This is a genomic window from Cellulomonas hominis, assembly GCF_014201095.1.
Classification (GTDB): Bacteria; Actinomycetota; Actinomycetes; order Actinomycetales; family Cellulomonadaceae; genus Cellulomonas; species Cellulomonas hominis.
Window position 1 is genome coordinate 2,268,643 of sequence record NZ_JACHDN010000001.1, and the last position, 25,424, is coordinate 2,294,066.

21 protein-coding genes are annotated in these 25,424 nt (G+C 74.9%); 10 read left to right on the forward strand and 11 right to left on the reverse strand.

All coding sequences use genetic code 11. From position 1 onward, the window contains the following. Positions 1-32: 32 nt before the first annotated feature. Positions 33-1,058, reverse strand: a complete 1,026-nt coding sequence (locus HNR08_RS10625) for a LacI family DNA-binding transcriptional regulator (RefSeq protein ID WP_146832879.1) — start codon at positions 1,056-1,058, stop codon at positions 33-35. Between the two features lie 220 nt (positions 1,059-1,278). On the opposite strand from HNR08_RS10625, the gene HNR08_RS10630 reads away from it, so the two are divergent. Genes HNR08_RS10630 through HNR08_RS10645 form a run of 4 tightly spaced genes read left to right on the forward strand, consistent with a single transcriptional unit; the run spans position 1,279 to position 6,324 of the window. Beyond that, positions 1,279-2,604: an ABC transporter substrate-binding protein gene (locus HNR08_RS10630; RefSeq protein WP_146832876.1), complete on the forward strand. Its 1,326-nt coding sequence runs from the start codon at positions 1,279-1,281 to the stop codon at positions 2,602-2,604. After that, positions 2,601-3,554, forward strand: a complete 954-nt coding sequence (locus HNR08_RS10635) for a carbohydrate ABC transporter permease (RefSeq protein ID WP_246802893.1) — start codon at positions 2,601-2,603, stop codon at positions 3,552-3,554. The genes HNR08_RS10630 and HNR08_RS10635 overlap by 4 nt, the downstream gene beginning before the upstream one ends. 5 nt (positions 3,555-3,559) lie before the next feature. Continuing rightward, a complete protein-coding gene (locus tag HNR08_RS10640) occupies positions 3,560-4,384 on the forward strand; it encodes a carbohydrate ABC transporter permease (RefSeq protein ID WP_146832873.1) in 825 nt (274 codons plus the stop codon). After that, positions 4,381-6,324: a glycoside hydrolase family 127 protein gene (locus HNR08_RS10645; protein WP_146832871.1), complete on the forward strand. Its 1,944-nt coding sequence runs from the start codon at positions 4,381-4,383 to the stop codon at positions 6,322-6,324. The genes HNR08_RS10640 and HNR08_RS10645 overlap by 4 nt, the downstream gene beginning before the upstream one ends. Before the next feature lie 372 nt (positions 6,325-6,696). Here the strand turns inward: HNR08_RS10645 and HNR08_RS10650 are convergent, their stop codons facing one another. The 4 genes from HNR08_RS10650 to HNR08_RS10665 form a co-directional block, all read right to left on the reverse strand. After that, positions 6,697-9,303: an MMPL family transporter gene (locus tag HNR08_RS10650; protein WP_146832868.1), complete on the reverse strand. Its 2,607-nt coding sequence runs from the start codon at positions 9,301-9,303 to the stop codon at positions 6,697-6,699. A 41-nt stretch (positions 9,304-9,344) separates the two neighbouring features. Beyond that, a complete protein-coding gene (locus tag HNR08_RS10655) occupies positions 9,345-9,989 on the reverse strand; it encodes a TetR/AcrR family transcriptional regulator (protein WP_168431622.1) in 645 nt (214 codons plus the stop codon). A 69-nt stretch (positions 9,990-10,058) separates the two neighbouring features. Next, positions 10,059-10,712 (reverse strand): response regulator transcription factor, encoded by a 654-nt coding sequence (locus tag HNR08_RS10660; RefSeq protein WP_146832862.1) that lies wholly within the window; start codon positions 10,710-10,712, stop codon positions 10,059-10,061. After that, a complete protein-coding gene (locus tag HNR08_RS10665) occupies positions 10,709-11,923 on the reverse strand; it encodes a sensor histidine kinase (RefSeq protein ID WP_146832859.1) in 1,215 nt (404 codons plus the stop codon). Before HNR08_RS10665 ends, HNR08_RS10660 begins: the two co-directional genes overlap by 4 nt. A 119-nt stretch (positions 11,924-12,042) precedes the next feature. On the opposite strand from HNR08_RS10665, the gene HNR08_RS10670 reads away from it, so the two are divergent. Then, positions 12,043-12,672: a hypothetical protein gene (locus tag HNR08_RS10670; RefSeq protein WP_146832856.1), complete on the forward strand. Its 630-nt coding sequence runs from the start codon at positions 12,043-12,045 to the stop codon at positions 12,670-12,672. On the opposite strand, the gene HNR08_RS10675 is transcribed toward HNR08_RS10670, so the two are convergent. Genes HNR08_RS10675 through HNR08_RS10690 form a run of 4 tightly spaced genes read right to left on the reverse strand, consistent with a single transcriptional unit; the run spans position 12,658 to position 17,900 of the window. Further along, a complete protein-coding gene (locus tag HNR08_RS10675) occupies positions 12,658-13,227 on the reverse strand; it encodes a hypothetical protein (protein ID WP_146832853.1) in 570 nt (189 codons plus the stop codon). The two genes, HNR08_RS10670 and HNR08_RS10675, sit on opposite strands and share 15 nt — an antisense overlap. 41 nt (positions 13,228-13,268) lie before the next feature. Then, positions 13,269-14,003, reverse strand: coding sequence for a carbon-nitrogen hydrolase family protein (locus tag HNR08_RS10680; RefSeq protein ID WP_146832850.1), 735 nt, complete (start codon positions 14,001-14,003; stop codon positions 13,269-13,271). A 25-nt stretch (positions 14,004-14,028) separates the two neighbouring features. Next, entirely contained in the window at positions 14,029-16,659 is a 2,631-nt protein-coding gene (locus HNR08_RS10685) for a multicopper oxidase domain-containing protein (protein WP_146832847.1), read from the reverse strand. After that, complete coding sequence (locus HNR08_RS10690; RefSeq protein ID WP_221286344.1) at positions 16,656-17,900, reverse strand: hypothetical protein; 1,245 nt, start codon at positions 17,898-17,900, stop codon at positions 16,656-16,658. Before HNR08_RS10690 ends, HNR08_RS10685 begins: the two co-directional genes overlap by 4 nt. Before the next feature lie 102 nt (positions 17,901-18,002). Here HNR08_RS10690 and HNR08_RS10695 point away from each other — a divergent pair, with 102 nt between their 5' ends. Both HNR08_RS10695 and HNR08_RS10700 read left to right on the forward strand, forming a co-directional pair. Then, complete coding sequence (locus HNR08_RS10695; RefSeq protein ID WP_146832844.1) at positions 18,003-18,734, forward strand: helix-turn-helix transcriptional regulator; 732 nt, start codon at positions 18,003-18,005, stop codon at positions 18,732-18,734. A 55-nt stretch (positions 18,735-18,789) separates the two neighbouring features. Beyond that, the gene (locus tag HNR08_RS10700) at positions 18,790-19,092 is read left to right on the forward strand and encodes a DUF2249 domain-containing protein (RefSeq protein WP_146832840.1); all 303 of its coding nucleotides are present in this window, start codon (positions 18,790-18,792) and stop codon (positions 19,090-19,092) included. Between the two features lie 136 nt (positions 19,093-19,228). On the opposite strand, the gene HNR08_RS10705 is transcribed toward HNR08_RS10700, so the two are convergent. Together HNR08_RS10705 and HNR08_RS10710 are read right to left on the reverse strand one after the other, a co-directional pair. Continuing rightward, positions 19,229-21,034 carry a glycoside hydrolase family 2 protein gene (locus HNR08_RS10705; protein WP_146832836.1) on the reverse strand — a complete coding sequence of 602 codons (1,806 nt, stop codon included), beginning with the start codon at positions 21,032-21,034 and terminating at the stop codon, positions 19,229-19,231. An 89-nt stretch (positions 21,035-21,123) separates the two neighbouring features. Then, complete coding sequence (locus HNR08_RS10710) at positions 21,124-22,149, reverse strand: LacI family DNA-binding transcriptional regulator (RefSeq protein WP_146832833.1); 1,026 nt, start codon at positions 22,147-22,149, stop codon at positions 21,124-21,126. A 112-nt stretch (positions 22,150-22,261) separates the two neighbouring features. On the opposite strand from HNR08_RS10710, the gene HNR08_RS10715 reads away from it, so the two are divergent. The 3 genes from HNR08_RS10715 to HNR08_RS10725 are packed head-to-tail and all read left to right on the forward strand — an operon-like array spanning position 22,262 to position 25,420. Continuing rightward, complete coding sequence (locus HNR08_RS10715; RefSeq protein ID WP_146832831.1) at positions 22,262-23,578, forward strand: ABC transporter substrate-binding protein; 1,317 nt, start codon at positions 22,262-22,264, stop codon at positions 23,576-23,578. A gap of 4 nt (positions 23,579-23,582) precedes the next feature. After that, positions 23,583-24,518, forward strand: a complete 936-nt coding sequence (locus HNR08_RS10720; RefSeq protein ID WP_146832828.1) for a carbohydrate ABC transporter permease — start codon at positions 23,583-23,585, stop codon at positions 24,516-24,518. After that, positions 24,518-25,420, forward strand: a complete 903-nt coding sequence (locus HNR08_RS10725; RefSeq protein ID WP_146832826.1) for a carbohydrate ABC transporter permease — start codon at positions 24,518-24,520, stop codon at positions 25,418-25,420. Before HNR08_RS10720 ends, HNR08_RS10725 begins: the two co-directional genes overlap by 1 nt. Positions 25,421-25,424: the final 4 nt, after the last annotated feature.

A 25,424-nucleotide genomic window follows, 5' to 3' on the forward strand; every position in this document is an offset into this window, starting at 1 on the left:
CTCCGGTGCGGGGAGGCGGGAGGGCGCCGGGGTCAGTCCACCCGCGGCCCGGTCGACCCGCGCGGCACCAGCCGGCACGGCACGACGTCGGTCCCGGGCCTGACCTGGCCGTCGATCGCGTCGAACAGCAGCGCCGCCGCACGGCGCCCGAGCTCCTCGAGGTTCATGTCCACCGAGGTGAGGTGCGGCCGGGCGTTGAGGGCGAGGATCTCCCAGTTGTCGTGCCCGGTCACCGCGACGTCCTCGGGGACCCGGCGGCCGGACTCGCGGAGCTGGTCGAGCACCCCGCGGGCGATCTGGTCGCTGCCGCAGACGATCGCGTCGACGTCCGGGTGCTGCGCGAGCACGAGCGCCGTCGCCGCGCGGCCCCACTCCTCGCTCCACGAGCCGTACAGCGGCTCGCCGGTGAGGCCGACGCCCGCGCCGTCGAGGACGGCGCGCACCCCGGCGACCCGGTCGTGCGCGGCCCCGTAGGTCGCGTCGCCGGTGACCACCGCGATGCGGCTCCGCCCGCAGGCGATGAGGTGCTCGGCCACCACCCGGCCGCCGAGCACGTTGTCGGAGACCACCGACATGTCCGCGGGGTCCTCCGACGGGGCGTACGCGTACACCACGGGGACGGGGAGCGGCCCGAGCGACGGCCGCGGGTCGGGCCGGGCGCCCACGATCATCAGGCCGTCCACGCGCCGGCCGAGCAGCGCCTGCACGTGGTACTGCTCGCGCAGGGCGTCGCCGCGGGCGTCGCACAGCAGCACCGACACCTTGCCGGTGCCGGCGGCGTCCTCCGCGCCCATCAGCGTCGGGATGGAGAACCGGCCCTCGAGGTCGTGCGTGACCAGCCCGATCGCCCCGGACCGCCCGCTCAGCAGGTTGCGGGCGAGCACGTTGGGGGAGAAGTTCAGCTGCTCGGCCGCCGAAATCACTCTTTCGCGGGTTTCGGCCTTCACCTGGTGCCGGCCGTTGAGCGACTTGGAGGCGGTGGCGACGGACACCCCGGCCAGCCGGGCGACGTCCGACAGCGTGGGCGGGCGCCGTGGGGTCCCGGATGCGGTCGCCATGCCCACCTCCCGGGGATCTGCCGAAGGTCCCGCCCGGATCGGGTGAACCTGTCCTCTGACCGCGATCGTACACACCTCCTCTTTCAGCGGGAGTCTTGACGGACGGCGAAACCTGCGGCTACGTTCACCGAAAAGGGTTTCGGCAGAACCCCGGATCGACTGTGCCGCGTCCACCCGGGACGCGCACGACTTCGACGGCGAAGTTCCGAGGGAGAGCACGATGAGCAACCGCATGTTCCGATCGCGCGGGTTCCGCCCGGTGGCCGCGCTGGCCGTGGCCGGCCTCGCGCTGACGGGGTTGGCCGCCTGCGGGTCCGGGTCCGACGGCGACGGCGCCGCGGCCGAGGAGCTCGAGTCCGCCGGCCCCGACGGCGTGGACGACGGCACGACCCTGACGATGTGGACCCGCGCCCCGCTGGAGCGCCAGGCCACCACCCTGGTCGAGGCGTACAACGCGTCGCACGAGAACCAGGTCGAGCTGGAGATCATCCCGAACGACGACATGGAGGGGAAGGTCGGCGGGGCGGCGACGAACGACGAGCTGCCCGACCTCCTGGCCGGCGACGTCGTCCGGCTGCCCTACTGGGTGTCGAACGGGCTGTTCACCGACCTGACCGAGCAGATCGACGGCCTGGACTTCAAGGACGACATCACGCGCGGCCACCTGGACGCCGGCACCGACCAGGACGGCAACCTGCACACGCTGCCGTTCGTCGAGGACATCTCCGTGCTGGTCTGGAACAAGGACCTGTACCGGGAGGCGGGCCTCGACCCCGAGGCGGGCCCGACGAACCTGGCCGAGTTCCAGGAGCAGGCCGAGGCGGTCCAGGCGCTGAACAAGCCCGGCGTCTCCGGCACGTACTACGGCGGCAACTGCGGCGGCTGCGGCGTCTTCACCTGGTTCCCGACGATGTGGGCGTCCGGCGACGAGGTCCTGTCGGCCGACGGCACGACCGCCGAGGTGAACTCCGACTCGGCCAAGGCGCTCTACCAGATGTACTACGAGCTGAACCAGGCCGGCGCGGTCGGCGCGGGCTCCAAGGAGGAGACCGGCGCCACGTGGACGGCGCCCTTCTCCAACGGCCAGGTCGGCGTCATGCAGTACCCGAACACCGCGGTGTACGCGGCGCAGGAGGCCGGCATCGACGTCGGCGTCACCGCGATCCCCGGCGTGGACGGCGGCGGGTCGACGTTCCTCGGCGGCGACGCGCTCGGCATCTCCAAGGACTCCGAGAACGTCGCGCAGGCCTGGAACTTCCTCGCCTGGATGATGTCGGAGGACACGCAGCTCGAGGTCATCGCGAAGAACGGCGAGGTCCCCGGCCGCAACTCCCTGCTGGACAACGAGTACGCCCAGCAGAACCCGATCGCGCTCGAGATGAACATGATCGCCGAGTCCGGCCGCACGCCGGTCGCGGAGTTCTTCTCCGAGGCGTTCAACGCCTCCGGCAGCCCGTGGGTCACCCTCATGCGGAACGCGACGTTCGACGGGACCGACACGGTCGACGCCGACAACGACGCCATCACCGAGGTGCTGTCCCAGTGACCCTCGCCACCCCGGGCCGGGTGGGGCGCGTCGCCGATACGCCCCCGGGGAGCACCGCGCGCCGCCGGTCGGTGCGGTCGCGCGGTGCCCTCCAGGGCTGGCTGTACGCCAGCCCGACGGCCGTCCTCGTGCTCGTGCTGTTCGTGGTCCCGCTGGTGCTCGTGGTCGTGATGTCCGGCTCCGACTGGTCGCTGCTCGGCGGCAACCAGGGCACGAACTTCCCGGAGAACTTCTCCGAGGTCGTCGCGCACCGGATGTTCTGGCCGTCCGTGTGGTTCACGCTGAAGTACACGGTCATCGCCACGGTGCTGCTCATCGCGCTCGGCCTGGGGCTGGCACTCCTCGTGCAGGAGAGCACCCGGTGGCGCGGGTTCCTGCGGACGGCGTTCCTGCTGCCGACCGCGCTGGGCCTCGCGTCCGCCTCGCTGCTGTTCTACGCGCTGTACTCGCCGCAGGTCGGGCCGGTCTCCGGGTGGTTGGAGCGGCTCGGCCTCGGGAGCGGGCAGGTGAACGTCCTCGGGTCCGCCGAGGGTGCCCTGTGGGGGACGGTGTTCCTCATCGTCTGGCGGTTCGCCGGGTTCTACATGCTGCTGCTGCTCGTCGGGCTGCAGGGCATCCCGCACGAGGTCTACGAGGCGGCGCGCATCGACGGCGCGAGGACGATGCAGGTGTTCCGGCGGATCACGCTGCCGCTGCTCAAGCCGTCGCTCGCACTGTCCACGATCATGTGCGTCACCGGCTCGATCCTGGCCTTCGACCAGTTCTACATCCTCACCAAGGGCGGCCCGGACGGCTCGACGATGACCGTCGTCCAGCTGATCTACAACCTCGCGTTCGAGTCGAAGCGCGACCTCGGCATGGCCGCCGCGCTGTCGGTGATCGTGCTGCTGGCCCTGGTGGTCGTCAACGTCGTCCAGCTCAAGGCGCTGCGGCGCTCGCCCGAGGAGTGAGAACCGTGTCCGGCATCACCCGCGTCCTCGGGCGCACCCCGTTCTACGTGCTGACCGGCGGGCTGGCGATCCTGTTCCTGTACCCGCTGATCTGGACGTCCATCTCGTCCGTGTCCCCGCAGCCCGGCTCCGCCCAGGTCGACGGGTTCGGCTTCGGCAACTACGCCACGCTCGCGTCCTACCAGGCCGGCGTGGCGACCTACCTGGGCAACTCGCTCGGCATCACGGCGACCGCGGTGATCGTGACGCTCGTGGTGGCGACGCTCGGCGGGTACGCGTTCGCGCGGTTCCGGTTCCCGGGCAAGGACGCGCTGTTCCTGCTCGTGCTCTCGATCCTCATGGTCCCGTACGCGACCCTGCTGATCCCGCTCGTCATCTGGCTCAAGGACCTGGGCCTGTCCAACACCCTCGTCGGTGTCGGCCTGGTGCTGGCGGTGTTCCAGCTGCCGTTCGCGATGTTCATGATGCGCATCTCGTTCGAGGCCGTCCCCAAGGAGCTCGAGGAGGCCGCCCTCGTCGACGGCTGCGGATCGTTCGGCGCCCTGCGCCGCGTGCTGCTGCCGGCCGTCAAGCCGGGCCTCATCACCATCGGGCTGTTCGCGTTCCTCGCCGCGTGGAACGACTTCATGGTGCCCCTGTACCTCGTGGGCGGCGACAACCAGCCGCTGCCCCTCGCGCTGGTGAACATGCGCCAGCAGGTGATGGGGGTCATCGACTACGGCGCCACCCAGGCGGGTGTCGTCGTCCTCACCATCCCGTGCGTCGTGCTGTTCCTCGTGCTGCAGCGGCACTACGTCAACGGGTTCATGTCGGGAGCGCTGAAGGGATGACCAGCCCCGTGAACCACCGCACCACCACCACCGTCGTCGCCCCCGTCCTGCCGTCCACGGGCGCCCTGCGCCCGCTCGGGCTGGAGGAGGTCACGCTCACCGGCGGCTTCTGGGCCGACCGCCAGCGCGTCAACGCCGCCGCGACCATCCCGCACTGCGACCACTGGGAGACCCGGGTCGGCTGGATCGGGAACTTCGAGCGCGCGCTCGACGGCACCCTGGTCGAGCACCGCACCGGGCGGGAGTTCGCGGACTCCGACGTCTACAAGATGATCGAGGCCATGGCGTGGGAGGTCGGGCGCACCGGCGACCCCGCCCTGGAGGCCCGGATCGGCGAGCTCGCCGCGCTGATCGGGCGTGTGCAGGAGCCGGACGGGTACCTCAACACGCAGTTCGGCCGGCCGGGCCAGGCGCCGCGGTACTCCGACTTGGAGTGGGGCCACGAGCTGTACTGCTACGGCCACCTGATCCAGGCCGCCGTGGCGCGGCTGCGCACCGGGCACGACGACGAGCTCGTGGCCGTCGCCCGCCGGGCCGCCGACCACGTGTGCGCGGAGTTCGGGCCGGACGGCCGCGACGGCGTCTGCGGCCACCCGGAGATCGAGGTCGCGCTCGCGGAGCTCGCCCGGGCGACCGGCGAGCGCCGGTACCTGGACCAGGCGGCGCTGTTCGTCGAGCGCCGGGGCCGCGGCACGCTCGCGCCCATCGAGTTCGGGCGGGAGTACTACCAGGACGACGAGCCCGTCCGGTCGGCGACCGTGCTGCGCGGGCACGCGGTCCGAGCGCTGTACCTCGCGGCCGGGGCCCTCGACGTGGCGGTCGAGACCGGGGACGACGAGCTGCTCGAGGCCGTGCGGGCGCAGTACGCCCGGACGCTCGCGAGCCGCACCTACCTGACCGGCGGCATGGGCTCGCACCACCAGGACGAGGCCTTCGGCGACGACTACGAGCTCCCGCCGGACCGGGCCTACTGCGAGACCTGCGCCGGCGTCGCGTCGGTCATGGTGTCCTGGCGGCTGCTGCTCGCGACGGGTGACGCGTCCTGGGGCGACGTCGTCGAGCGCACCCTGTACAACGTGGTGGCGACCTCGCCGCGGGCCGACGGGAAGGCGTTCTTCTACACGAACCCGCTGCAGAAGCGCGTGCCCGGGGAGGCCGCCTCGGACGACGAGGTGAGCGCCCGCGCGCTGTCCCGGCTGCGCGCCCCGTGGTTCGAGGTGTCCTGCTGCCCGACCAACGTCGCCCGCACGCTCGCGGCGCTCGGCGGCTACGTCGCCGCGGTCTCCGACGACACGCTGCACCTGCTGCAGCACGCGTCCGCGCGGATCGCCACCCGGCTGGGCGACGGGCGGGCCGTCGGGGTCGAGGTCGTCACCGGGTACCCGGTGGACGGGGAGGTCGTCGTCCGGGTGACCGAGGCGCCCGAGGGTCCGTGGACGCTCGCGCTGCGGGTGCCGGCGTGGGCGGCGGGGGACGCGCTGGTCGACGGGGCGCCGGCCGAGGTGGTCGACGGGGTCGTGCGCGTGCAGCGGGAGCTCGCCGCCGGCGACGAGGTGCGGCTCGTGCTGCCGGTCGCGCCGCGGGTCACCGTGCCCGACGGGCGGATCGACGCGGTGCGCGGGTGCGTGGCCGTCGAGCGCGGGCCGGTCGTGCTCTGCGCCGAGTCCGTGGACCTGCCCGGCGGTGCGGCCGTCGACACCCTGCGCGTGGACGCCGGGGCGTCGGCCGTCGCGGACGGGGACGGCGCCCGGGTGCGGGCGCGGCTCGTGCCGGCGGACGAGGGCGGGGCTGCGGACGGGGCCGGGGCCGGGGCCGGGTGGCCGTACGGCGCGCCGGGGACCGGGGGCGCGGGGGAGGCCGTCGACGTGCGGCTCGTGCCGTACCACTCCTGGGCCAACCGCGGCCCGAGCACCATGCGGGTCTGGCTGCCCACCGCCTGACCCGCCCCGGACCGGACGCCGTCCCGCACGCTGCCGACGCGCGGGGCGGCGTCCTTGCGCGCCCCGGGCGCCCGCGCCGGCGGCGAGGGGCGGGCGCCCCGGGCGCCCGCGTCGGCGGCGAGGTCGAGGGTTTCGCGCGACACGCCGCGCCGACACGCCGGAGCGATCGTCGAACCCTCGACCTCGCGGGTCAGGCGCCCCGCCGGCCGCCGGGCGTCCGCGCCCGCGCCGGCGGCCGGGCCGGAGCGCATGCGCGGCCCGAGACGCCGAGTGGAGAGTTCCGCACGGACACGCCGGGCGTGTCGGGCAGAACTCTCCACTCACGGGGGCGGGCCGGGGCGTGCAGCCCCGGCCCGCGGGGGTCGCGCGGGGTCAGGCGCGGTCCGGCTCGCGCTCCGCCTCGCCCGCCGGGGCGCCCGGGGCGGGCTCGCTCGGGACCGTGCGGTGCGTCGGGTGCGGGTGGCTGCGCTCGAGCGAGGCGCCCTCCACGTCGACGTCCGGCAGGATCCGGTCGAGCCACTTCGGGATCCACCAGGCCCACGTCCCGGCCAGGTGCATGACGGCCGGGATCAGCAGCATCCGGACGACGAACGCGTCGAGCAGCACCCCGAACGCGAGGCCGAACCCGAGCGGCCGGATGATCGAGGACTCCGCGAAGATGAAGCCCGCGAACACCGAGGTCATGATGATCGCCGCCGCGGTGACCACGACCCGCCCGGCGTGCACGCCACGGCGCACCGCGACCCGCGGGTCGACCCCGTGGGCGTACGCCTCGCGCATGCCGGACACCAGGAAGAGCTGGTAGTCCATCGCGAGCCCGAACAGGATGCCGGTGACGATGATCGGCAGGAAGCTCAGCACGGGTGCGGGGTCGTGCACCCCGAACACCGACCCGAGCCAGCCCCACTGGTAGATCGCCACGACGCCGCCGAACGCCGCGAACAGCGACAGGACGAACCCGAGGGTGGCGGTCACCGGCACGAAGATCGACCGGAACACGATGATGAGGATGATCAGCGACAGCCCCACCACGATCGCCAGGTAGCCCGGCAGGACGTTCGCGAGCTTCTCGGAGACGTCGATCTGCGCGCTCGTGGTGCCGGCGACGCCGAGCCGCACGTCGCCGTCGAGCGGGGAGGAGTCGCGCAGGTCGCGCACGAGCTGCTCGGTGCTCTCGGAGTCCGGGCCCTCGGCGGGCACGACCTGGAACGCGAGGACGGTGCGGGCCTCGTTCGACCCGATGGGGGCGACGGCGACCACGTCGTCGTTCGCGGCGAGCGCCTGGCCGATGCGGACCTGCTCGCCGACCAGCTCGTCCTCGGACACCGCGGACGGCAGGTCCGTGACCACCAGCAGCGGGCCGTTGACGCCGGCGCCGAACTTCTCCGCGGTGATCGTGTACGCCTGGTACTGCGTGGAGTCCTCCGCCTCGGCGGCGCCGCCCGGCAGGCCGAGGCGCATCGACAGGGCGGGGATCGCGACGACGAGCAGCGCGACCAGCCCGACCACGAGGGTCAGCACCGCGCGGGACGTCCGCATCGGGGTGGACGGGACGGGCTCCGGCTCCTCGTGGCCGACCGTCGCGCGCTGCTTCTTGGGCAGCACCTTGAGGCCGATGCGGGACAGCAGCGCCGGGGTCAGCGTGATCGCCATGAGGATGGCGATGAGGATGCACAGCGCGCCGACGGTGCCCATGAGGCCGAGGAACGGGATGCCGGTGACGTTGAGGGCGAGCAGCGCGACGAGCACGGTGGCGCCGGCGAACACGACCGCGTTGCCCGCGGTGCCGTTGGCCAGGCCGATCGACTCCTCCATCTCGACGCCGTCGCGCAGCTGGCGGCGGTGCCGGTTGAGGATGAACAGCGAGTAGTCGATGCCGACCGCGAGGCCGAGCATGATGCCGAGCACCGGGGTGACGGACAGCATCTCGACGGCCCCGGACATGGCGAGCGCGGCGGTCGCGCCGATGCCGACGCCGACCAGGGCGGACAGGATCGGCAGCCCGGCGGCGACGACCGAGCCGAGCATGACCAGCAGGACGATGCCGGCGACGACGACGCCGACGACCTCGCCCGGGCCGAGCACGGACGGGACGGCCTGGGTCAGGTCGCTGGAGAACTCGACGTGCGCGCCGGCGAGGTCGGCGTCCGCGAGGGCGTCCTCGACGGCCTCCTTCGTCTCCGGGGCGACCTCGAACTGGCCGGCGTCGAACGCGATGGTGCCGACGGCGGCGGAGGCGTCCTCGGACACGAGGCGGATCTCGCTGGAGAGGTCGAGCAGGGCGGCGCCGTCCTCGAGCTGCTGGGTCTGGGCGTCGATCTGCGCCTGCCCGTCGGTGATCGTCTGCTGCTGCGCCTCGAGCTCCGCGCGGCCGGCGTCGAGCTGTGCCTGCTGCGCGTCGATCTGCGCCTGGCCGGCCTGGAGCTGCGGCTCGACGGCGGCGAGCACGCCGGCGGCCTCGGCCTGCGCGCGCTGGGCGTCGAGCTGGGCCTGCGCGGCGTCGATCTGCTGCTGCCCGGCGTCGACCTGCGCGGTCGCGGCGTCCAGCTGCTGCTGCCCGGCGTCGAGCTGGGCCTGGGCGTCGGCGATCTGGGTGCGCCCGGACTCGAGCTGCGCGGCCTGCTCGGTGAGCTGCGCGGTGGTGGCGAACGGGTCGGTGACGCCCTTGACGCCGTCGATCTCCGTCAGGTCGGCGAGCGCGGTGCTGATCGCGGCCTGCTGCTCGCTGGTGAACGCCTTGTCCCCGCCGGTGTGGAACACGACCGTGCCGGAGCCGCCGCTCGCCGCGGCGAACTCCTCCTGCAGGTGCTCGGTGACCTTCTCGGTCTCCGTGCCGGGGATGGTGACGGCGGACGTGAGGGTGCCGCCGAACGCGAAGTACGCGCCGACGGACAGGGCCAGCACGAGCGCCCAGGCCGTGACGACGGCCCAGGCGCGGCGGGCCGAGAAGCGCCCGATTCGGTAGAGGAGTCCTGCCATGGTCCCTGTTCTCTCGCTGCGGTGGGTGGGAGTGCGGGGCGTCAGTGCTCCGGCATGTACCCGGCTCGGACGCTGTGGATGAGCCGGTCGACGAGGGCGTCCCATGCCGCGCGGGCGTCGGGCGCGGCGGGGTCGGTGGTCTGGCACCAGTGCATGGCGATGACCGCCACGCCGTGCACCAGGGACGAGACGAGCAGCCGCACGTCCAGCGGCTCGGCCCGGGGGTAGCGGCGGACGAGCTCGGCGGACAGGTGGTCCGCGACCCGCGCGAACGCCTCCTGCGCGAGCATCATCGCGCGGGGGTCCTCGCCCTCCGCGAGCGGCCCGAGCGCCCCGGCCAGGTAGGTGATGGCGTCGGGGAGGTCCGCGCCGCGCAGGGTCTGCGCGAGCTCGTCGAACATCGCGGCGCGGCTGCCGTCGCCGACCGGGGTGCGGCTGGCGGCCTCCTGCACGTCGGCGATCACCTGCCCGAGCCGCTCGGTGCAGACGGTCAGCACGACGTCCTCGAGCGACCCGAAGTGGTTGAAGACGGTGCGGCGCGCGACGTCGGCCCGCTCGGCGAGCTCGTCGACGCCGAACGTCGGGGCGCCCCGCTCGACGAGCAGCGCGTCGGCCGCGTCGAGGATCGCGCGGCGGGAGCGGGCCTTGAGCACCGCGCGCCGGTCGGTCGTGGGTCCGTCGGTCACGCGGAGGACCGTAAGCACCTGGATGCACTCAGTGCAACCGTGCACGGGGTGCAACCGGGCGAGTGTGTCTCAGGTCACGAGGCCGGCGCGGTGCGCGAGTGCGGCCGCCTCGAGCCGCGTCCGGCAGCCGAGCTTGGCCAGGACCCGGCTGACGTGGGTCTTCGCCGTGGTCTCGGAGACGGTCAGCGCCTCGGCGACCTGCTGGTTCGACCGGCCCTCACCGAGGAGGACGAGCACCTCGCGCTCGCGGGCGGTGAGCAGGTCCAGCCCGGGGACGTCCGCGACGGCCGGGGCGGGGGCGGCCGGCGCGGTCACGCTCGCCAGCACCCGCCGGGTCACCTCCGGCGCCAGGATGCCGTCGCCCGCCGCGACCCGGCGCACCGCGTCCACGAGCTCCGCCGCCCCGACCGACTTGAGCAGGAACCCGACCGCCCCGGCCCGCAGCACCCCGAACAGGTACTCGTCCAGGTCGAACGTCGTCAGGGCGACGACCTGCGCCAGCCCCTCGCCGACGATCCGCCGCGTCGCCTCGATGCCGTCGGTCCCCGGCATCCGGATGTCCATCAGCACGACGTCCGGCCGCAGCGCCCGCGCGTTCGTCACGGCTGCGTCGCCGTCCGCGGCCTCCCCGACGACCGTGATGCCGTCCGCCTGCTCGAGCATGAGCCGCAGCCCGGCGCGGATCGCCCCGTGGTCGTCCGCCAGCAGCACCCGCACCGTCATCGCGCACCCTCCTGCTCCAGCGGCAGCACCGCGTGCACCCGCCAGCGGCCGTCCTGCGGGCCCGCGGCGAAGCGCCCGCCGAGCGACCGGGCGCGCTCGGCCATCGAGACCAGGCCGGTGGCGGAGCCGAGGGCCGGGGCGGGACCCGCCGCGCGCCGGTCCCCGGTCGGCAGGGCGCTCAGCACCTCGACCTCGACCCCGCCCTCGCCGGCCGCCACCCGCACGTCCACCCGTCCGCCGGCCGTCCCGTGGGCGGCGGCGTTGGTCAGCGCCTCGCGGGCGATCCGGTACGCGGCGTGGTCGACGACGGCGGGCAGCGCGGGGGCGTCGGCGGACACCCGCACGTCCAGCCCGTGCGCGCGGGCGGTCGCCACGAGGTCGTCCAGCCGGTCCAGCCCGGCCGCGGCGGTGGCGCCGGTCGCCTCCTCGGCCGCCCCGCGCAGCACGAGGATCATCGACCGCATCTCCGCGAGCGACGCCACGGACTCCGCCCGGACCGCCGTGAGCGCGGCGCGGTCCCGGCCGGCGTCGGGCGGGGCGGACAGGGCCGCCTCGGCGTGGATCGCGATGGCGGACAGCCGGCTCGCCACCACGTCGTGCAGGTCCCGCGCCATCGAGGCCCGCTCCTCCCGGACGGCGGCGGCCCGGTCCAGGTCCGCGATGCGTGCCGCGTCGGCGGCGTGCGCCCGCGTGAGGTCGGCCCGCTGGGCCTCCGACGTCGCGAGCTCCGTCCGGCTCCGCACGTCGGAGCCCCACCACAGCGGCGTCACCAGCACCGCGACGGCCTGGAGCGCCGCCGCCAGCCCGTCACGCAGGCCGCCGCCGAGCACCCACACCGTGACGGGTGCCGCGGCGGTCAGCGTGCCGACCACCGCGTGCAGCCCGCGCCGCCCGCGCGGCCGCAGGTGCACCTCCGCCGTGTACAGCGCGTCGACCAGGACCAGCAGCAGCCCGAGGCTGCCCCCGATCGCGAGCCCCGCCACGCAGGTGGTCGCCGCCACGAGCAGCACCACGACCGGGTGCCGCCGCTTGGCGGTCAGCGCGCCGCACGCCACGAGCAGCAGGCCCGCGTGCAGCCACCACGCGGCGGCGCCCGTCACCGGGGCGCCCGTCACCGACAGGCCCACGCCGTGCAGCAGCAGCCCGACCGCGAGGTAGGCGACCGCGACGCCGCGGTCGTCGAGGCGGGGGAGCCGGGGCAGCCGGGGCATGGTGCCCATCCCAGCACGCGGCGGCGACCGGCCGGGTCCTCCGAACGGACGACCGGGGCGCGCAGGATCGTACGGACGGCCGACGACCGGGGGTGCGCAGCCCGGCGACGCTGCCGGGCATGGACCTGCTCGAGACCATCCGCGCGAACCCCGTCGCCGCCCTCGTCCTCGCCTGCGAGGTGGCGTTCTGGGTGTTCCTCGCCGCCGCCGTCGTCACCCGGTACGCCTTCCGGATGCGGCGCACCTCCACCGTGCTGCTGCTCTGCGAGCCGCTGCTGGAGGTGATCCTGCTGGTGGCGACGGTCGGCGACCTGCTGCGTGGCTCCGAGGCGACCTGGACGCACGGCCTCGCGGCGCTCTACCTCGGCTTCACCGTCGCGTTCGGCAAGCGGACCGTGCGCGCCGTGGACGCCTGGGTCGCGCACCGGTTCTTCCACGGGCCCGAGCCGGTGCGGCCGCCGAAGCACGGGCCCGTGCGTCTGCGGTACGAGTGGGCGCTGTGGCTGCGGGCGCTGCTCGCGTGGGCCGTGGCGTGGGCGGTGCTCGGGGTGCTGCTGCTCGTCGCGCAGGGGTCGGGCGAGGCGGCGGCGCAGCAGCAGGAGGTGCTGCTCGGCTGGGGCGCGCGGGCGACCCTGGTGCTGGTCGGGTGGCTGGTGTTCGGGCCGGTGTGGGAGCTGTTCACCCCGCGCCGGGCGGGGGAGGACGCGCCGGCCGTGGGCGCCGGGCCCGCGCGGTCAGACGGGCGCTGACGCGACGGGCGGGCCGACCCGCCGCCGCGTGACCCGGGTGCCCAGCAGCAGCGCCGCGGCGAGCACCGGCCACCCCCAGGGCACGGAGGTGTGCGGTACGTAGCCGGGCGGCGACCCGATGCTCGCCAGCGCCAGCTCGGCGCCGAACCGCTGGAGGAGCGGCTGCGCGACGGCCAGGACGACGCTCGTGGCGGCCGCGGCGGTGAGGTACGGGCCCGGCGCGACGAGGCGCCCCGACGCCCGCCGGTCGGTGTGCCGGGCGTGCAGGGCGAGCAGCGCGACGAACGCCGCTGTCAGCAGCAGGCCGCCCCACAGCCCGATCCGGGCCAGCGACGCCTCGGGACGGGTGAGGTCGAGGACCCACACGCGGGCGAGCGGCAGCGCCAGGTGCTCGACCTCGGTGTCCGGCAGGGGCGGGTACGCGGCGTCGGTCAGCGTGACCAGGGGCTGCGCGTCGCGCCGGGTGAGGCCGTTCACCGCGTAGACCAGGCCGATCACGGCGTACGCCGCGGCGGCCAGCCAGAGCAGCACCTCGCCGGTGCCCGTGCGTCGCATGGGCGCCACCGTAGCGACGCGGCGGGTGCCACGGGGCCCGTTCAGCGGGGCAGCACGTCCGCCGCCACCGCCGTCCCGGTCCCGTCGACCCCGGTGCGCCGCAGCCCGTCCGCGCCCCACGTCCCGCTCAGCCCGCACGACGTCCAGGAGCCGTCCACCGCGACGCCGCCGAGGTTCGCGAGCAGGGTCGGCAGCCCGTGCCGGGCGGCGGTCCCCGCGAGGTGGGTGTCGACCCGCGGCTCCTCGCCCGTCGCGTACAGCGCGGACACCGCGTACAGGTCCGCACCGGCGGCCGCCGCGGCGGCGGCGTGCGGCGGGTTCGCGGCGTCGAAGCACACCGCCAGCGCGACCCGCCAGCCGTCGACGTCCACGGTCGTCACCGCGTCCCCGGGCGCGAAGTGCTCCACCTCGCGGCCGTGCAGGTGCACCTTGGCGGCGACGGTGCACGAGCCGTCCGGCCCGAGCACCAGGGACGCGAGCCGCGGCGTGCCGTCCGCGTCGCGCCACGGCCCGCCGACGACCAGCGTCGCGCCGGCGTCCCGGGCGAGGTCGCGCAACGGGTCCAGCCGGGGGTCGGCGGCCGAGGTCCACACGGCGGGGTCGTCGAGCTGGGCGAGGTCGTAGCCGACCAGCGACATCTCCGGCAGGACGACCAGCCGGGCGTCGGCGTCGAGGGCCGGGGGGACGGCGGCGGCCGTGGCGGCCACGTTCGCGGCGACGTCCCGGGGGACGGGCGTGTACTGGACGGCGGCGACGGGCAGCGGGTGCAGGCTCACGGACCGCCACCGTAGCGCGACCGGCTCACGGCTCGACCGCGAACCGCCCCTGCGCCCCGCGCTCCGCGTCGCCCATGATGTGCGACACGAACGGGTACGTCCCCGCCTCCGGGAACGTCAGCTCGACGAACCCGCCCTCGGCCGGCTGCAGGGCCAGCGTCTGCGCCCCGCCCGTGCCGGTCGACCCGCCGTCCCGCAGCACCCAGTCGCCCTCCCGGTACAGGGTGTCGAACTGGCCGCCGACCACGTGGAACGACGACGGCAGGTTCGGCCCGGCGTCCAGCACCCAGACGCGCACCCGCTCGCCGACCCGGGCGGCGAGCGGCCGGTCGCGGTACTGGAACGCGTAGCCGTTGAACGTCACGGCGTCCGGCTGCTGCGCGGTCAGCTTCGCCTCGTCCGCCGTGCCGCCCTGCGCGCCCAGGTAGAGCTCGGACTGGACGACGACGTACTCGCGGTCCACCTCCGGCAGCCCGGGCGGGTCGATGACGACGGCGCCGAACATCCCGTTCGCGATGTGCAGGCTCATCGGCATCGTCGAGCAGTGGTACATCCAGATGCCCGACCGCTCGGCCGTGAACGTGTAGGTCAGCGTCTCGCCGGGGGCGATGGTGCGCATGACGTCGTCCGGGGCGAGCGCGCCGGCGTGGAAGTCGATCGAGTGCCCGAGGGTGCCGTCGTTGACCAGCGTGATGACGAAGGTGTCGCCGACCCGGCCGTGCAGCACCGGCCCGGGCGCGGTGCCGCCGAACGTCCACGCCGTGCGGGTGATCCCCGGGGCGACCTCCTGCTCGGTCTCGGTGACCTCCAGGGTGACGTGGTGCGTGGTGCCGTCGCCGACCGGGGGCAGCGCGGCGTCCCGGGCCTCGAAGGCGTCGTCGGGCTCGGCCAGGGGGTCGAGGACGGGCGACGGGCCGGTGGCGTCGTCGGTCATGTGGTGCTCGTGCCCGCCGGTTGCCCCGTCGGTCGCGGCGGCGTCGTCCGGTGCCGCCTGCGCGGTCGTCCCGCCGGTGACGACGACGTCGAGCGTCATCCCCATCAGCCGGTGGCCCGCGACGGAGCACCAGCCCTCGAGGTCCGCCCCCACGACGCCGACGTCCACGGTCGCGGTGGCGCCCGGCGCGAGCCGGCCGCTGGTCGCGCCGCCGTCCAGCACCAGGTCGTGCACCGCGACGTCGGTGTTGGTGACCTCGATGACGAGCCGGTCGCCGGCGGGCACCTCGATGCGGTCGGGGACGAACCGCATGTCCTGCGCCTCGACCTCGACCGTCGTGGTGCGGCCGGTGGCGGCGGCCGCCGTCCCTGATCCCGCGACCGCGCCGGTCAGGCCCGCGGCGTCGGGGTCGGCGGCGACGCCGAGCGCGACGACGAGCAGCAGCGCTCCGACGCCGGCCGTCGCGGCGCCGTGCCGCCGGGCGCGGACCACGCCGGGGTGGTCGGAGCCGGGCGCGGGCTCCGGCGCGGCCGCGGGGTCGCGGCGGCTGACCCGCACGGCCCGCACGGCGAGCACGAGGAACCACACGGCCACGGCGAGCCCGAGCATCGACGTCACGACGCGGACCACGCTGGGCGTCGCGGTGACGAACAGCAGCAGCGCCCCGTTGAGCAGCACGCAGCGCAGGATCCCGGCGCGGTCGAGCTCCGCGGCGGTGCGCTTCGCGACGGCGGGCCCGCCGCCGAGCACGACCGGCAGCAGCGCCGACAGCGCGCCGCCGAGCACCTGCGCGGCGAAGCCGACGACGAACGCGGGGACCAGACCGGTCAGCCGGGGGACGGCCGCGGCCCAGGAGCCCGCCGTCACCACGACGACGGCGAACGCCACCGTGGCCCCGGCCCACCACGCGACCGCGGCGGCGAGGCTCCACGCCCCGAACGTCCGCGGGGTGGCGACCCGGGCCTGGGCGACCAGCACGCGAGCCACGAGGGCGGTCCCGACCAGGGCGACGGCCGCGCCCACGGCGACGAGCCACCGCAGGTCGAGCGCCGCGGCGAGGGCGATCAGCACCGGGCCCGCGGTGAGCGGCCCCAGCGACCGGCGGGCGTCCCGCTCGGCGGGGGCGTCGATCCGGGTGTGCAGGACGGTCGGCCACAGCACGGCCAGCGTCCCGGCGACGGTGACGGCCACCCAGCCGAGCAGCGTCAGCGCCACGTGCGCGACGTACCAGCGCGCGTACTCCTGCGGGCCGGGCTCCAGGCGGGCCATGACGACGCCGCACACCACGCCGGGCACCAGCAGCAGCGCGGCCACGACGTAGGACCGCGCGAGGTACGCGAACCGGGCGGGCAGGGCGCCCCGGCGCTGCCGGACGATGCCGACGGCCTGGGACATCGCGGCGCCCGCGACGGCCGCGCCGCCCGCGACGACCAGGGGCGTGCTCGGCATCGCGATGCCGCCGACCACCAGCAGCGTCCCGGCGGTGTGCACCGCGAGGCGCAGCGTCAGGGCGCGGGGCGGGGCGGGGCGGCGGATCAGGGTGTCCGCGAAGTGCTGGCTCCAGATGAGGATCGCGGTGCTCACGCCGCCGAGCAGCAGCAGGTGCACCATGAGCCAGCCCGACTCGGGGACGAACCGGTGCAGCGCGGCGACGACGGCCGCCGCGGCCAGCCACGCGAGCACGAGCAGGTTCGCGCGCAGGTGCCGGTCGGCGCGCCTCACCGCGCACCCCCGCCCAGGGTCATGACGGGCCCCGCCCCCGCAGGGTGGACGGTTCGAGCGGACTCGCCGGCGGCGTGTCGGTCCGAACCGTCCACTTCGTGGGGGGCATCGGGGGCCGCGGGGGCATCGGGGGTCGGCGGGGTGCGGGTGGTGCGGGGGCGGCGTGGGCCGGCGATCGCGGAGCCCGCGGCCAGCACGACGAACAGCAGCAGCGCGACGATGTTCCCCACGCCCCCGACCTGCACGGCCAGGTCCACCCCGCGGGCGTCCCCGACGAGCACCCGCAGCAGCAGCGTCGCGTGCAGCAGCGCCAGCGGGACGTACATCACCGGGCGGTAGGGCAGGGGCCGGCGGATCACGGCCGGGAGGATGACCGGCGCGTGCGCCATGATCATCGACAGCACGAAGCCGAGGAACACCGCGTGCAGCACGGCGTCGTAGCCGCGCCCGGACAGCACCGGCCCGGACACCAGCCACACCGCGCCGGCCACGGCCAGCCACGCGTAGCCGCCGAGCATCGCGCACGCCATGAACCGCGGCAGCCCGGTGCCGCGCACGGTGCGCCGGGCGACGTCGTGCCGGGCGAGGACGGCCACCAGCGCGAGCAGCACGGCCCCGAGCGCGGTCCACCCGGCGTCGGGCCACAGCAGCGCGACCGTGCCCGCCGCGGCCCAGGCGAGGGCGAGCACCCCGACGGCGTCCTCGACGCGCGGGGACGGGTTCCCGACCCGGAGCAGCTCGAGACGCTCGCCCGCGACGGTGAGCACGAGGAACCCGGCCAGCGTCGGGATCAGGTGCGGGACCGGCACGCCGGCCAGCCAGAGCAGCGCCGACGCGAGGCCGAGCAGCGCGCCCATCGCCTGCACGGCCACCGCGACCGCCGGCTGCCGCCGCCACACCACCCCGTACACGCCGAGCAGCACGGCGGTGCCGCCGACGAACGCCACCTGCCCGGCCCACAGGGGCAGCGGGCTGAGCAGCGCGAGACCGCCGAGGCCGAGCAGCGCGGGCGCCGCGAGCAGCGCCGGTCGCCGGACGGCCACCGCGCGCTCGAGCGCGACGAGCGTGCCGACGAAGCCGAGCACCATGAGCGGCCCGTGCACGTCGGACCAGCGGTCGCTCGCGACGGGGGCGCCGAGCCCGAGGCGCAGCAGGGCCGCGTCCAGACCGGCCAGCAGCGCGAGGCCGCCGGGGACCAGGAGGACGACGTGACGTGGGACAGGGGTCCCGGGGTTTTCCACGGGCTAACGGTATTTAATCGGCAGGGTGCGGCGGCAGGGACCTCGGTCCCGGCCGCCCGCCGCCCAGCGCTCGACGACCCGCGACCCCGGGAGGAGGCCGGCATGACCCCGAGCGACGTCCCGCCGCCCCCTGCCGCCCCGCGCCGCCCCGCGACCGCCCGCTCCGGCCCCGCCAGCAGCCGGCTCGACCTGCTGCACCTGCTCCGCGAGGACGGGACGGCGACGGTCGCGGCGCTCGCGGACCGCACCGGCCTGCACGAGAACACCGTCCGCACCCACCTGGACCGCCTGGTCGAGGCCGGCGCGGCGCTGCGCGAGCCCGAGGTCCGCACGGTCCGCGGCCGGCCCCGCATGGTCTACCGGGCCGTCGTGGACCCCGACGGCACCGCGGCCGACCCGGGGCCGGCGCGGCGGCTGGACGAGGCCGCGGCCCGGTCCGGCCTGACCCGGCTGCTGCTCGACGCGTACGGCGCGGCCGAGCCCGACGTCGCCGGGGCCGCCGTCGCCGCGGGGGAGCGGATGCTCGCGACCTTGCCGGGTGCGCCGGAGCCCGCCGCTGCCCCGCGCGGCCAGGACGCGCAGCGCCGGGCGCTCGACGGGCACCTCGACCGCCTCGGCTTCGATCCCGTGCCGGACGCCGACGGCGCGACGGTCCGGCTGTGGCGCTGCCCGTTCCTCGACCTCGCCCGCGCCCGCCCTGAGGTGGTGTGCGGCGTGCACCTGGGCCTCGCGCGCGCGGTGCTCGACCGGGTCGGCGGCCCCGTCCGCGCGGACCGGCTCGTGCCGTTCGCCGGCCCGCACCACTGCGACCTGCACCTGTCCGCGGCGACCTGACCGCGGCGCCCGACCCCCGCGCCGTCCGGTGCGGGTCCCCCCGAAGGAGAACCCCATGACCGAGCCCGTGCAGATCCTCCCGCAGGCCCCCGAGCCCGCCGGCCACACCTGCGGCTGCGGCGGCCACGACGACGCGGACCCGGTGCTGGACGTCCGCGCGATCCCGCACGCCATCCGGCACGCCACGGTGTTCGGCGCGTTCGAGGCCATCCCGGCCGGCGGCTCGCTGGTGATCGTGGCGCCGCACCTGCCGGCGCCCCTGCTGGCCCAGCTCGCCGACCGTGCCCCGATCGACACCGAGGTCCTGGTCGACGGCCCCGACGCCTGGCACGTCCGCATCACCCGCCGCGCGTCCTGACGCGCCCGCCCCCTGCCCCCGACCCCCCGACCCTCCCGCCGAGTGGAAGGTTCGAGCGGACTCGCCGACGGCGTGTTCGTCCGAACCTTCCACTCCGCGGGGGTGGGGTGGGGTGGGGGGTGGGGATGGGGCCCGGTCAGCCGGCGAAGATGCGGCGGAGGGTGGCCGCCGGGAGCTTGGGCTTGCGGTCGGCCGTGCAGAGGCCGTTGGTCTCCAGGCCCGTGTCGGTGAGCTGGGTGTAGCAGTAGCCGCTCAGGGCCGTCGACGCCCGGACCGCGCCCAGGAGGTCCGTGAGGCGGGCCTCGAGATCCTCCGGGGTGCGGGCCTCCGAGTAGCCCCAGGAGCCCTCGGGGGCGCCGGGGGCGAAGGACACCCCGCCGAATTCGGACAGCAGCACCGGGATCGTCCCCGGCTCCGGCGCCGGCCCGCCGACCCACATCCGCCGCCCGGCCGGCCCGACGCCGTCGAGCGTGCGGGCGACCGCCGCCGCGTCCCCGTACCGCTCGCGCAGCACCGCGCCGGTGTCGGCGTAGTCGTGCACGGTGAGCAGGTCGGACGCGGTGTGCTCCCAGCCGTCGTTCGAGATGACGGGCCGGGTGGGGTCGAGCGCCCGGGTCAGGTCGGTGAGCGCCCGGCTGTACGCCTGCTGCGCGGGGTCGTGCGCGATGTGCTGCACGCCCCAGGACTCGTTGAACGGCACCCACGCGATGACGCTCGGGTGCGAGACGTCCCGGCGGACCACGTCGAGCCAGTCGCGGGTGAGCTGGGCGACCGCCTCGTCCGAGAACCGGTACGCCCCGGCGGTCTCGGACCACACGGCGAGGCCCAGCACGTCGCACCAGTACAGGTACCGCGGGTCCTCGACCTTCTGGTGGATCCGCACGGTGTTGAAGCCGAGGTCGAGCGCGAGCTGCACCTCGTCCCGGAGCGCCTCGGGGCTGGGCGGCGTGAGGTGCGAGTCCGGCCAGTAGCCCTGCTCCAGCACCGCGCGCACCGCGAACGGCCGGTCGTTGAGCAGCAGGGTGTCGCCCTCGACGGCCACGGAGCGCAGGCCGCAGTAGGAGTCCACCCGGTCGAGCGCGGCCCCGCCGGCGTCGACGAGGGTCACCTCGGCGTCCAGCAGCACGGGGGAGTCCGGCGACCACAGCAGCCGCTCGTAGGCCTGGCCGTTGTGCTGGGCCGGCAGCGGGACGACGACGTCGGCGACCGACCCGGTGACCGGCACCTCGGCCGCGCCGAGCTCCGCGCCGCCGTGCGTCAGCCGCACCCGCACCCGCACGCCGGCCGGGGCCGCCGCCCGCAGCCGGACCTGCACCGCCATCCGGGCGCCGGGCACGTCGGCCCGCCAGGCGAGGGAGTCCACGGCGACGGCGGGCACCTGCTCCAGCCAGACGGTGCGCCAGATGCCCGAGGTGCGGTGGTACCAGATGGCGTGCTGCTCGGGCTGCCAGTCCTGCTTGCCGCGCGGCTGCTCGACGTCGGTGCGGTCGTCGGTCGCGCGGACCACCACGACGTGCCCGTCGGCGGGCAGGGCGGGGTCGAGCAGGTCGGTGACGTCCACCGCGAACGGGGTCTGGCCGCCCTCGTGCCGCGCGGCGTGCTGGCCGTCCACCCACACGTCCGACTCGTGGTCGACCGCGCCGAGGTGCAGCAGCAGCCGGTCGCCGCCGAGGCCGTCCGGCAGCGTCAGCCCGCGCCGGTACCAGAGCGCCGCGTGGTCGCCGTGGTCGGCGACGCCCGAGGCCACCGACTCCGGCGGGAACGGGACGAGGACCTCGCGGTCGAACCGCGCCGCGGCGTCCGGGGCGTGCCACCGCTCGCGCAGCCCGGCGTCGGCGTCGTCGAACGCGAACGCCCAGGTGCCGTCGAGCGACCACCAGCGGTCGGGGCGGACGAGCTGCGGTCGGGGGTGCGCCCCGCGGGGTGCTGACGTCGTCGTCATGGCGGTCCTTCGTGTCGCGGTCGTTCGGTCGGTTCGCCCGGGGACGCGCCCGGGCCCGTCCCCATGTTGCCACGTTGCAAAGCCCGTCGTCACGCCGGGCCGGTCGACTCCCGGAGCACGAGCTCGTGCGGGACCGTCACGTCCTGCGCCGGCCCGACGCCGTCGGCCCGCCGCTCCACGCGCGCCACGAGGCGCCCGACGGCCACCCGCGCGATGGCGTCCCGGTCGGGCCGGACGCTGCTCAGCGAGGGCGTCGTGTACCGGACCTCCTCGACGTCGTCGAACCCCATGACCGCCACGTCCCCGGGCACCCGCACCCCGCGGGTCAGGCAGGCCCGGAGCGCCCCGATCGCCAGCATGTCGTTGAAGCAGAACACCGCGTCCGGCCGCAGGTCGCCGTCGAGCATCGCGGACATCGCGGCGAAGCCCGACGCCCGGTCGTAGGCCTCGACGTACCGCAGCAGGTGCGGGTGCGCGGGCAGCCCGGCCTCGGCCAGCGCGAGCATGAAGCCCTCGGCGCGCTGCCGCCCGGTGTGCGCCTCGGTCTGCAGGCCGATCGCCGCGATCCGCCGCCGCCCGGTCCCGATCAGGTGCTCCGCCGCCGCCCGCGCCGCGGCGACGTTGTCGATGTGCACGTGGTCGAACGCCGTGTCGACGGTCCGCTCGCCGAGCAGCACGACGGGCCGGGTCGCGTCGGCGTCGAGCAGGTCCCGGGCGGTCAGGGCCAGCGGGCTCAGCACGAGGCCGTCGAACATCGCGCCGCGCGGGCCCTGCAGCAGCAGCTCGCGCTCCCGGTCCGGGTCGCCGTCGGTCTGGTCGACCACGACGGTGAAGCCGGCGCCGGTGGCCTCGCGCACCACGGCGCGGGCGAGCTCGGCGAAGTACGGCTGGTCGAGCGCGGGCACGACCAGGCCGAGGAGCCCGGTCCGGCCGGTCCGCAGCGAGCGGGCGGCGGCGTTGGCCCGGTAGCCGAGCGCGTCGATCACCGCCTGCACCTGCTCGCGCGTCCGCGGCGCGACGTGCTCGTACCCGTTCACCACGTTGGACACCGTCCGCGGCGACACGCCCGCGACCCGGGCCACCTCCTGCAGCGTCACCGCACCCCTGCGCGTCATGCCGCGAAGACTAGCCGGTTTGCCACGTGGCAAAGGTGCGCGCTAGGTTTTGCCACGTTGCAATGCCGTGGCAAGCGGAGCCACGGCGGCTCGGGACCGCGAGGAGGCGGACATGCCGGACATGCACCGACGACGGACCACCAGGCGGGGGATCGCGCTGGCCGCGGGGCTCGCCCTGACGCTGGCGGCCTGCGCCGGCCAGGGCTCGGCCGGGGACGACGAGGGCTCCACCGGGGGCGACGGCCCCACGAAGCTCGTGCTCTGGCACGGCATGACCGGCCCGGACGGGCCGGCCGTGCAGCAGATCATCGACGACTTCAACGCCTCGCAGGACGAGGTCGTCGTCGAGCCGAACGTCATGCCCTGGGACGTGCTGTACCAGAAGGTGCTCACCTCGCTGTCGTCCGACGACGGCCCCCAGGTGGTCGCCATGAGCGCGTCGAACGTGCCGCAGTACGCGTCCAAGGGCGCGCTCGCGCCGCTCGACGACTTCTACGCCGACACCTACATGGACACGTCGGTGCTGCCGGACGCGGCCACGGACGCGGCGATCTTCGACGGGACGAACTACGGCGTCCCGCTGAACATCGCGCCGATGATGCTCTACTGGAACAAGGACCTGTTCAGCGCCGCGGGCCTCGACCCCGAGCAGCCGCCGGCCACCTGGGACGAGTTCGCGTCCATGGCCGAGAAGCTCACGGTCGACGAGAACGGCGACGGCAAGCCCGAGCAGTACGCCGCGGCGTTCGCCGACCACACGACGGTGCCGATCTGGCAGATGCTGCTCTGGGGGACCGGCGGCGGGGTGGTCTCGGACGACGCGACCACCGCGATCGTGAACTCCCCGGAGAGCCTCGAGGCGCTGGAGTTCTGGGTCGAGCAGGTCCGCGACAAGCAGGCGTCGCCGATCGGCCTGTCCGGCGCGGACGCCGACAAGCTGTTCCAGACCGGCAAGGCCGCGATGGAGATCGTCGGCCCGTGGATGACCACCGGCTTCGACGAGGCGGGCCTGAACTACGGCCTCGCCGCACCGCCCGCCGGCCCCGACGCGCAGGTCACGCTGGGCGACGTGGTGACGTTCACGGTGAACGCCAAGGCTGACGCGGCGCAGCAGGACGCCGCCAAGACGTTCTTCGCCTACTGGAACTCCGTGGAGTCCCAGCAGACCTGGGCCGACGGCTCCGGCTTCCCGCCCACGCGCACCGACATCCCGGCCGAGGACCTGCAGAACCCGTACTCCGCGGTGTTCGGCGACCCGGAGCTGCTCGGCAGCGCCAAGGTCTACCTCGCGGGCGTGCCGAACTCGGGCACCATCACGGACTCGATCTTCTACCCGGCGCTGCAGCGCGTGCTCAACGGCGACGGCGACCTGACCGAGGTGTTCACGCAGGCGAACGCGGACATCCAGGCCGCGATCGACAAGGGCTGACGTCATGGCCGCAGCCGCACCCCCGGTGCGTCGTCCCCCCGCCCGCGCCGTGACCCGGCGCGGGCGGGGGGCCCGCCGCCGCGAGCGGACGGCCTGGCTGTTCCTCGCGCCCAGCCTGCTGACCATCGCGGTGTTCATGCTCTGGCCGATGATCCAGTCGGCCTACCTGTCCTTCATGGACTACAACCGCATCCAGCCCGCGCAGTGGGTCGGCCTGGACAACTACCGCGAGCTGCTGACGGACCCGGCCGTGCACAACGCGCTGGGCAACACGCTCGTCTACGCGGTGGTGGTCACGCCCCTGACCGTCGGCCTGGCGCTCGCGCTGGCGCTGCTGCTCAACCGGGCGATCTTCGCCCGGGGGCTCATCCGGACCGCGGTCTTCCTGCCGTTCATCGTCTCGCTGGCGATCGTCGCGATCGCGTGGGCGTTCCTGCTCGACCCGAACATCGGCCTGATCTCGCACTGGCTGGACGGGCTCGGCATCGTGTCCACGCAGGGCTGGCTGTCCGACCCGGAGCTCGCGATGCCGGCCGTCATGGTCGTCGGCATCTGGAAGACCGTCGGGTTCTACATGGTCATGTACCTGGCCGGTCTCCAGTCGATCCCGACCGAGCTCTACGAGGCGGCCTCGCTCGACGGCGCCGGCCCGTGGACCCGCTTCCGGAACGTGACCTGGCCGCTGCTGTCCAACCAGACGATGCTCATCTCGATCATGGCGGCCATCGCGACCCTGCAGGCCTTCGACCAGATCTACGTGATGACGCACGGCGGCCCCTACTTCCAGACGGAGACGCTCGTCATGCTCGTGTACCGCGTCGGCTTCGAGGAGCTGCGCCTCGGCTACGGCTCCGCGATCTCGTGGGTGCTGCTGCTCGGGGTCTTCATCCTCTCGATGCTCCAGTTCGGCTACTTCCGCAAGCGGGCGGTGACGTACTGATGGCCGGGGACACGCTGCTCGCGCCCGGCGCGGGCCGGCTCGCGGGCGAGGACGCCCCGCCGCCCGTGCGGCACGACGTGCGGCGGCTCGACCGGCTGTGGCGCTGGCTGACCGGCCTGTCCGGGCTGGTCATCGCCGCCGCGATGCTGCTGCCGATCGTGTGGATGGTGCTCACGGCGTTCAAGCCGGAGTCCGACATCGTCGCCTACCCGCCGACCCTCTGGCCGCGGGAGCTCACCCTCGAGCACTTCGGCGACATCTGGTCCCAGATCCCGTTCGCGAAGCTGTACGGCAACACCATCGTGTTCGCCGGGGCGGTCACCGTGTTCTCGCTGCTGTTCGACGCGATGGCCGCCTACGCGCTGGCCCGGCTGGACTTCCGCGGCAAGAACGTGGTGTTCGTGCTGGTGCTCGTGCTCCTGATGCTGCCGTACCAGGTCACCCTCATCCCGCTGTACGACACCCTCGCGGCGGTCGGCCTGGCCGGGACCCTGCCGGGCATGATCGTGCCCCGGCTGACCAACGCGTTCGGCATCTTCTTCCTGCGGCAGTTCTTCCTGTCGCTGCCGCGGGACCTGGAGGAGGCCGCCCGCATCGACGGGGCGTCCGAGGCCCGGATCTTCGTGCAGGTCATCGCGCCGCTCGCGAAGCCCGCGCTGCTGACGCTCGGCCTGTTCCACTTCCAGTACAACTGGAACGACCTGCTCTGGCCGCTGATCATGGCGGACAACCTGGAGTCCGCGACCCTGCCCGCCGGCCTGGCGATGTTCATGGGGCAGCACGTCGTGGAGTACGGCCTGCTCATGGCCGGGTCCGTGCTGGCGCTGCTGCCGGTCGTCGTCTTCTTCCTGCTCATCCAGCGGTCCTTCGTCGCGGGCATCGCGACGACCGGCATGAAGTGAGGTC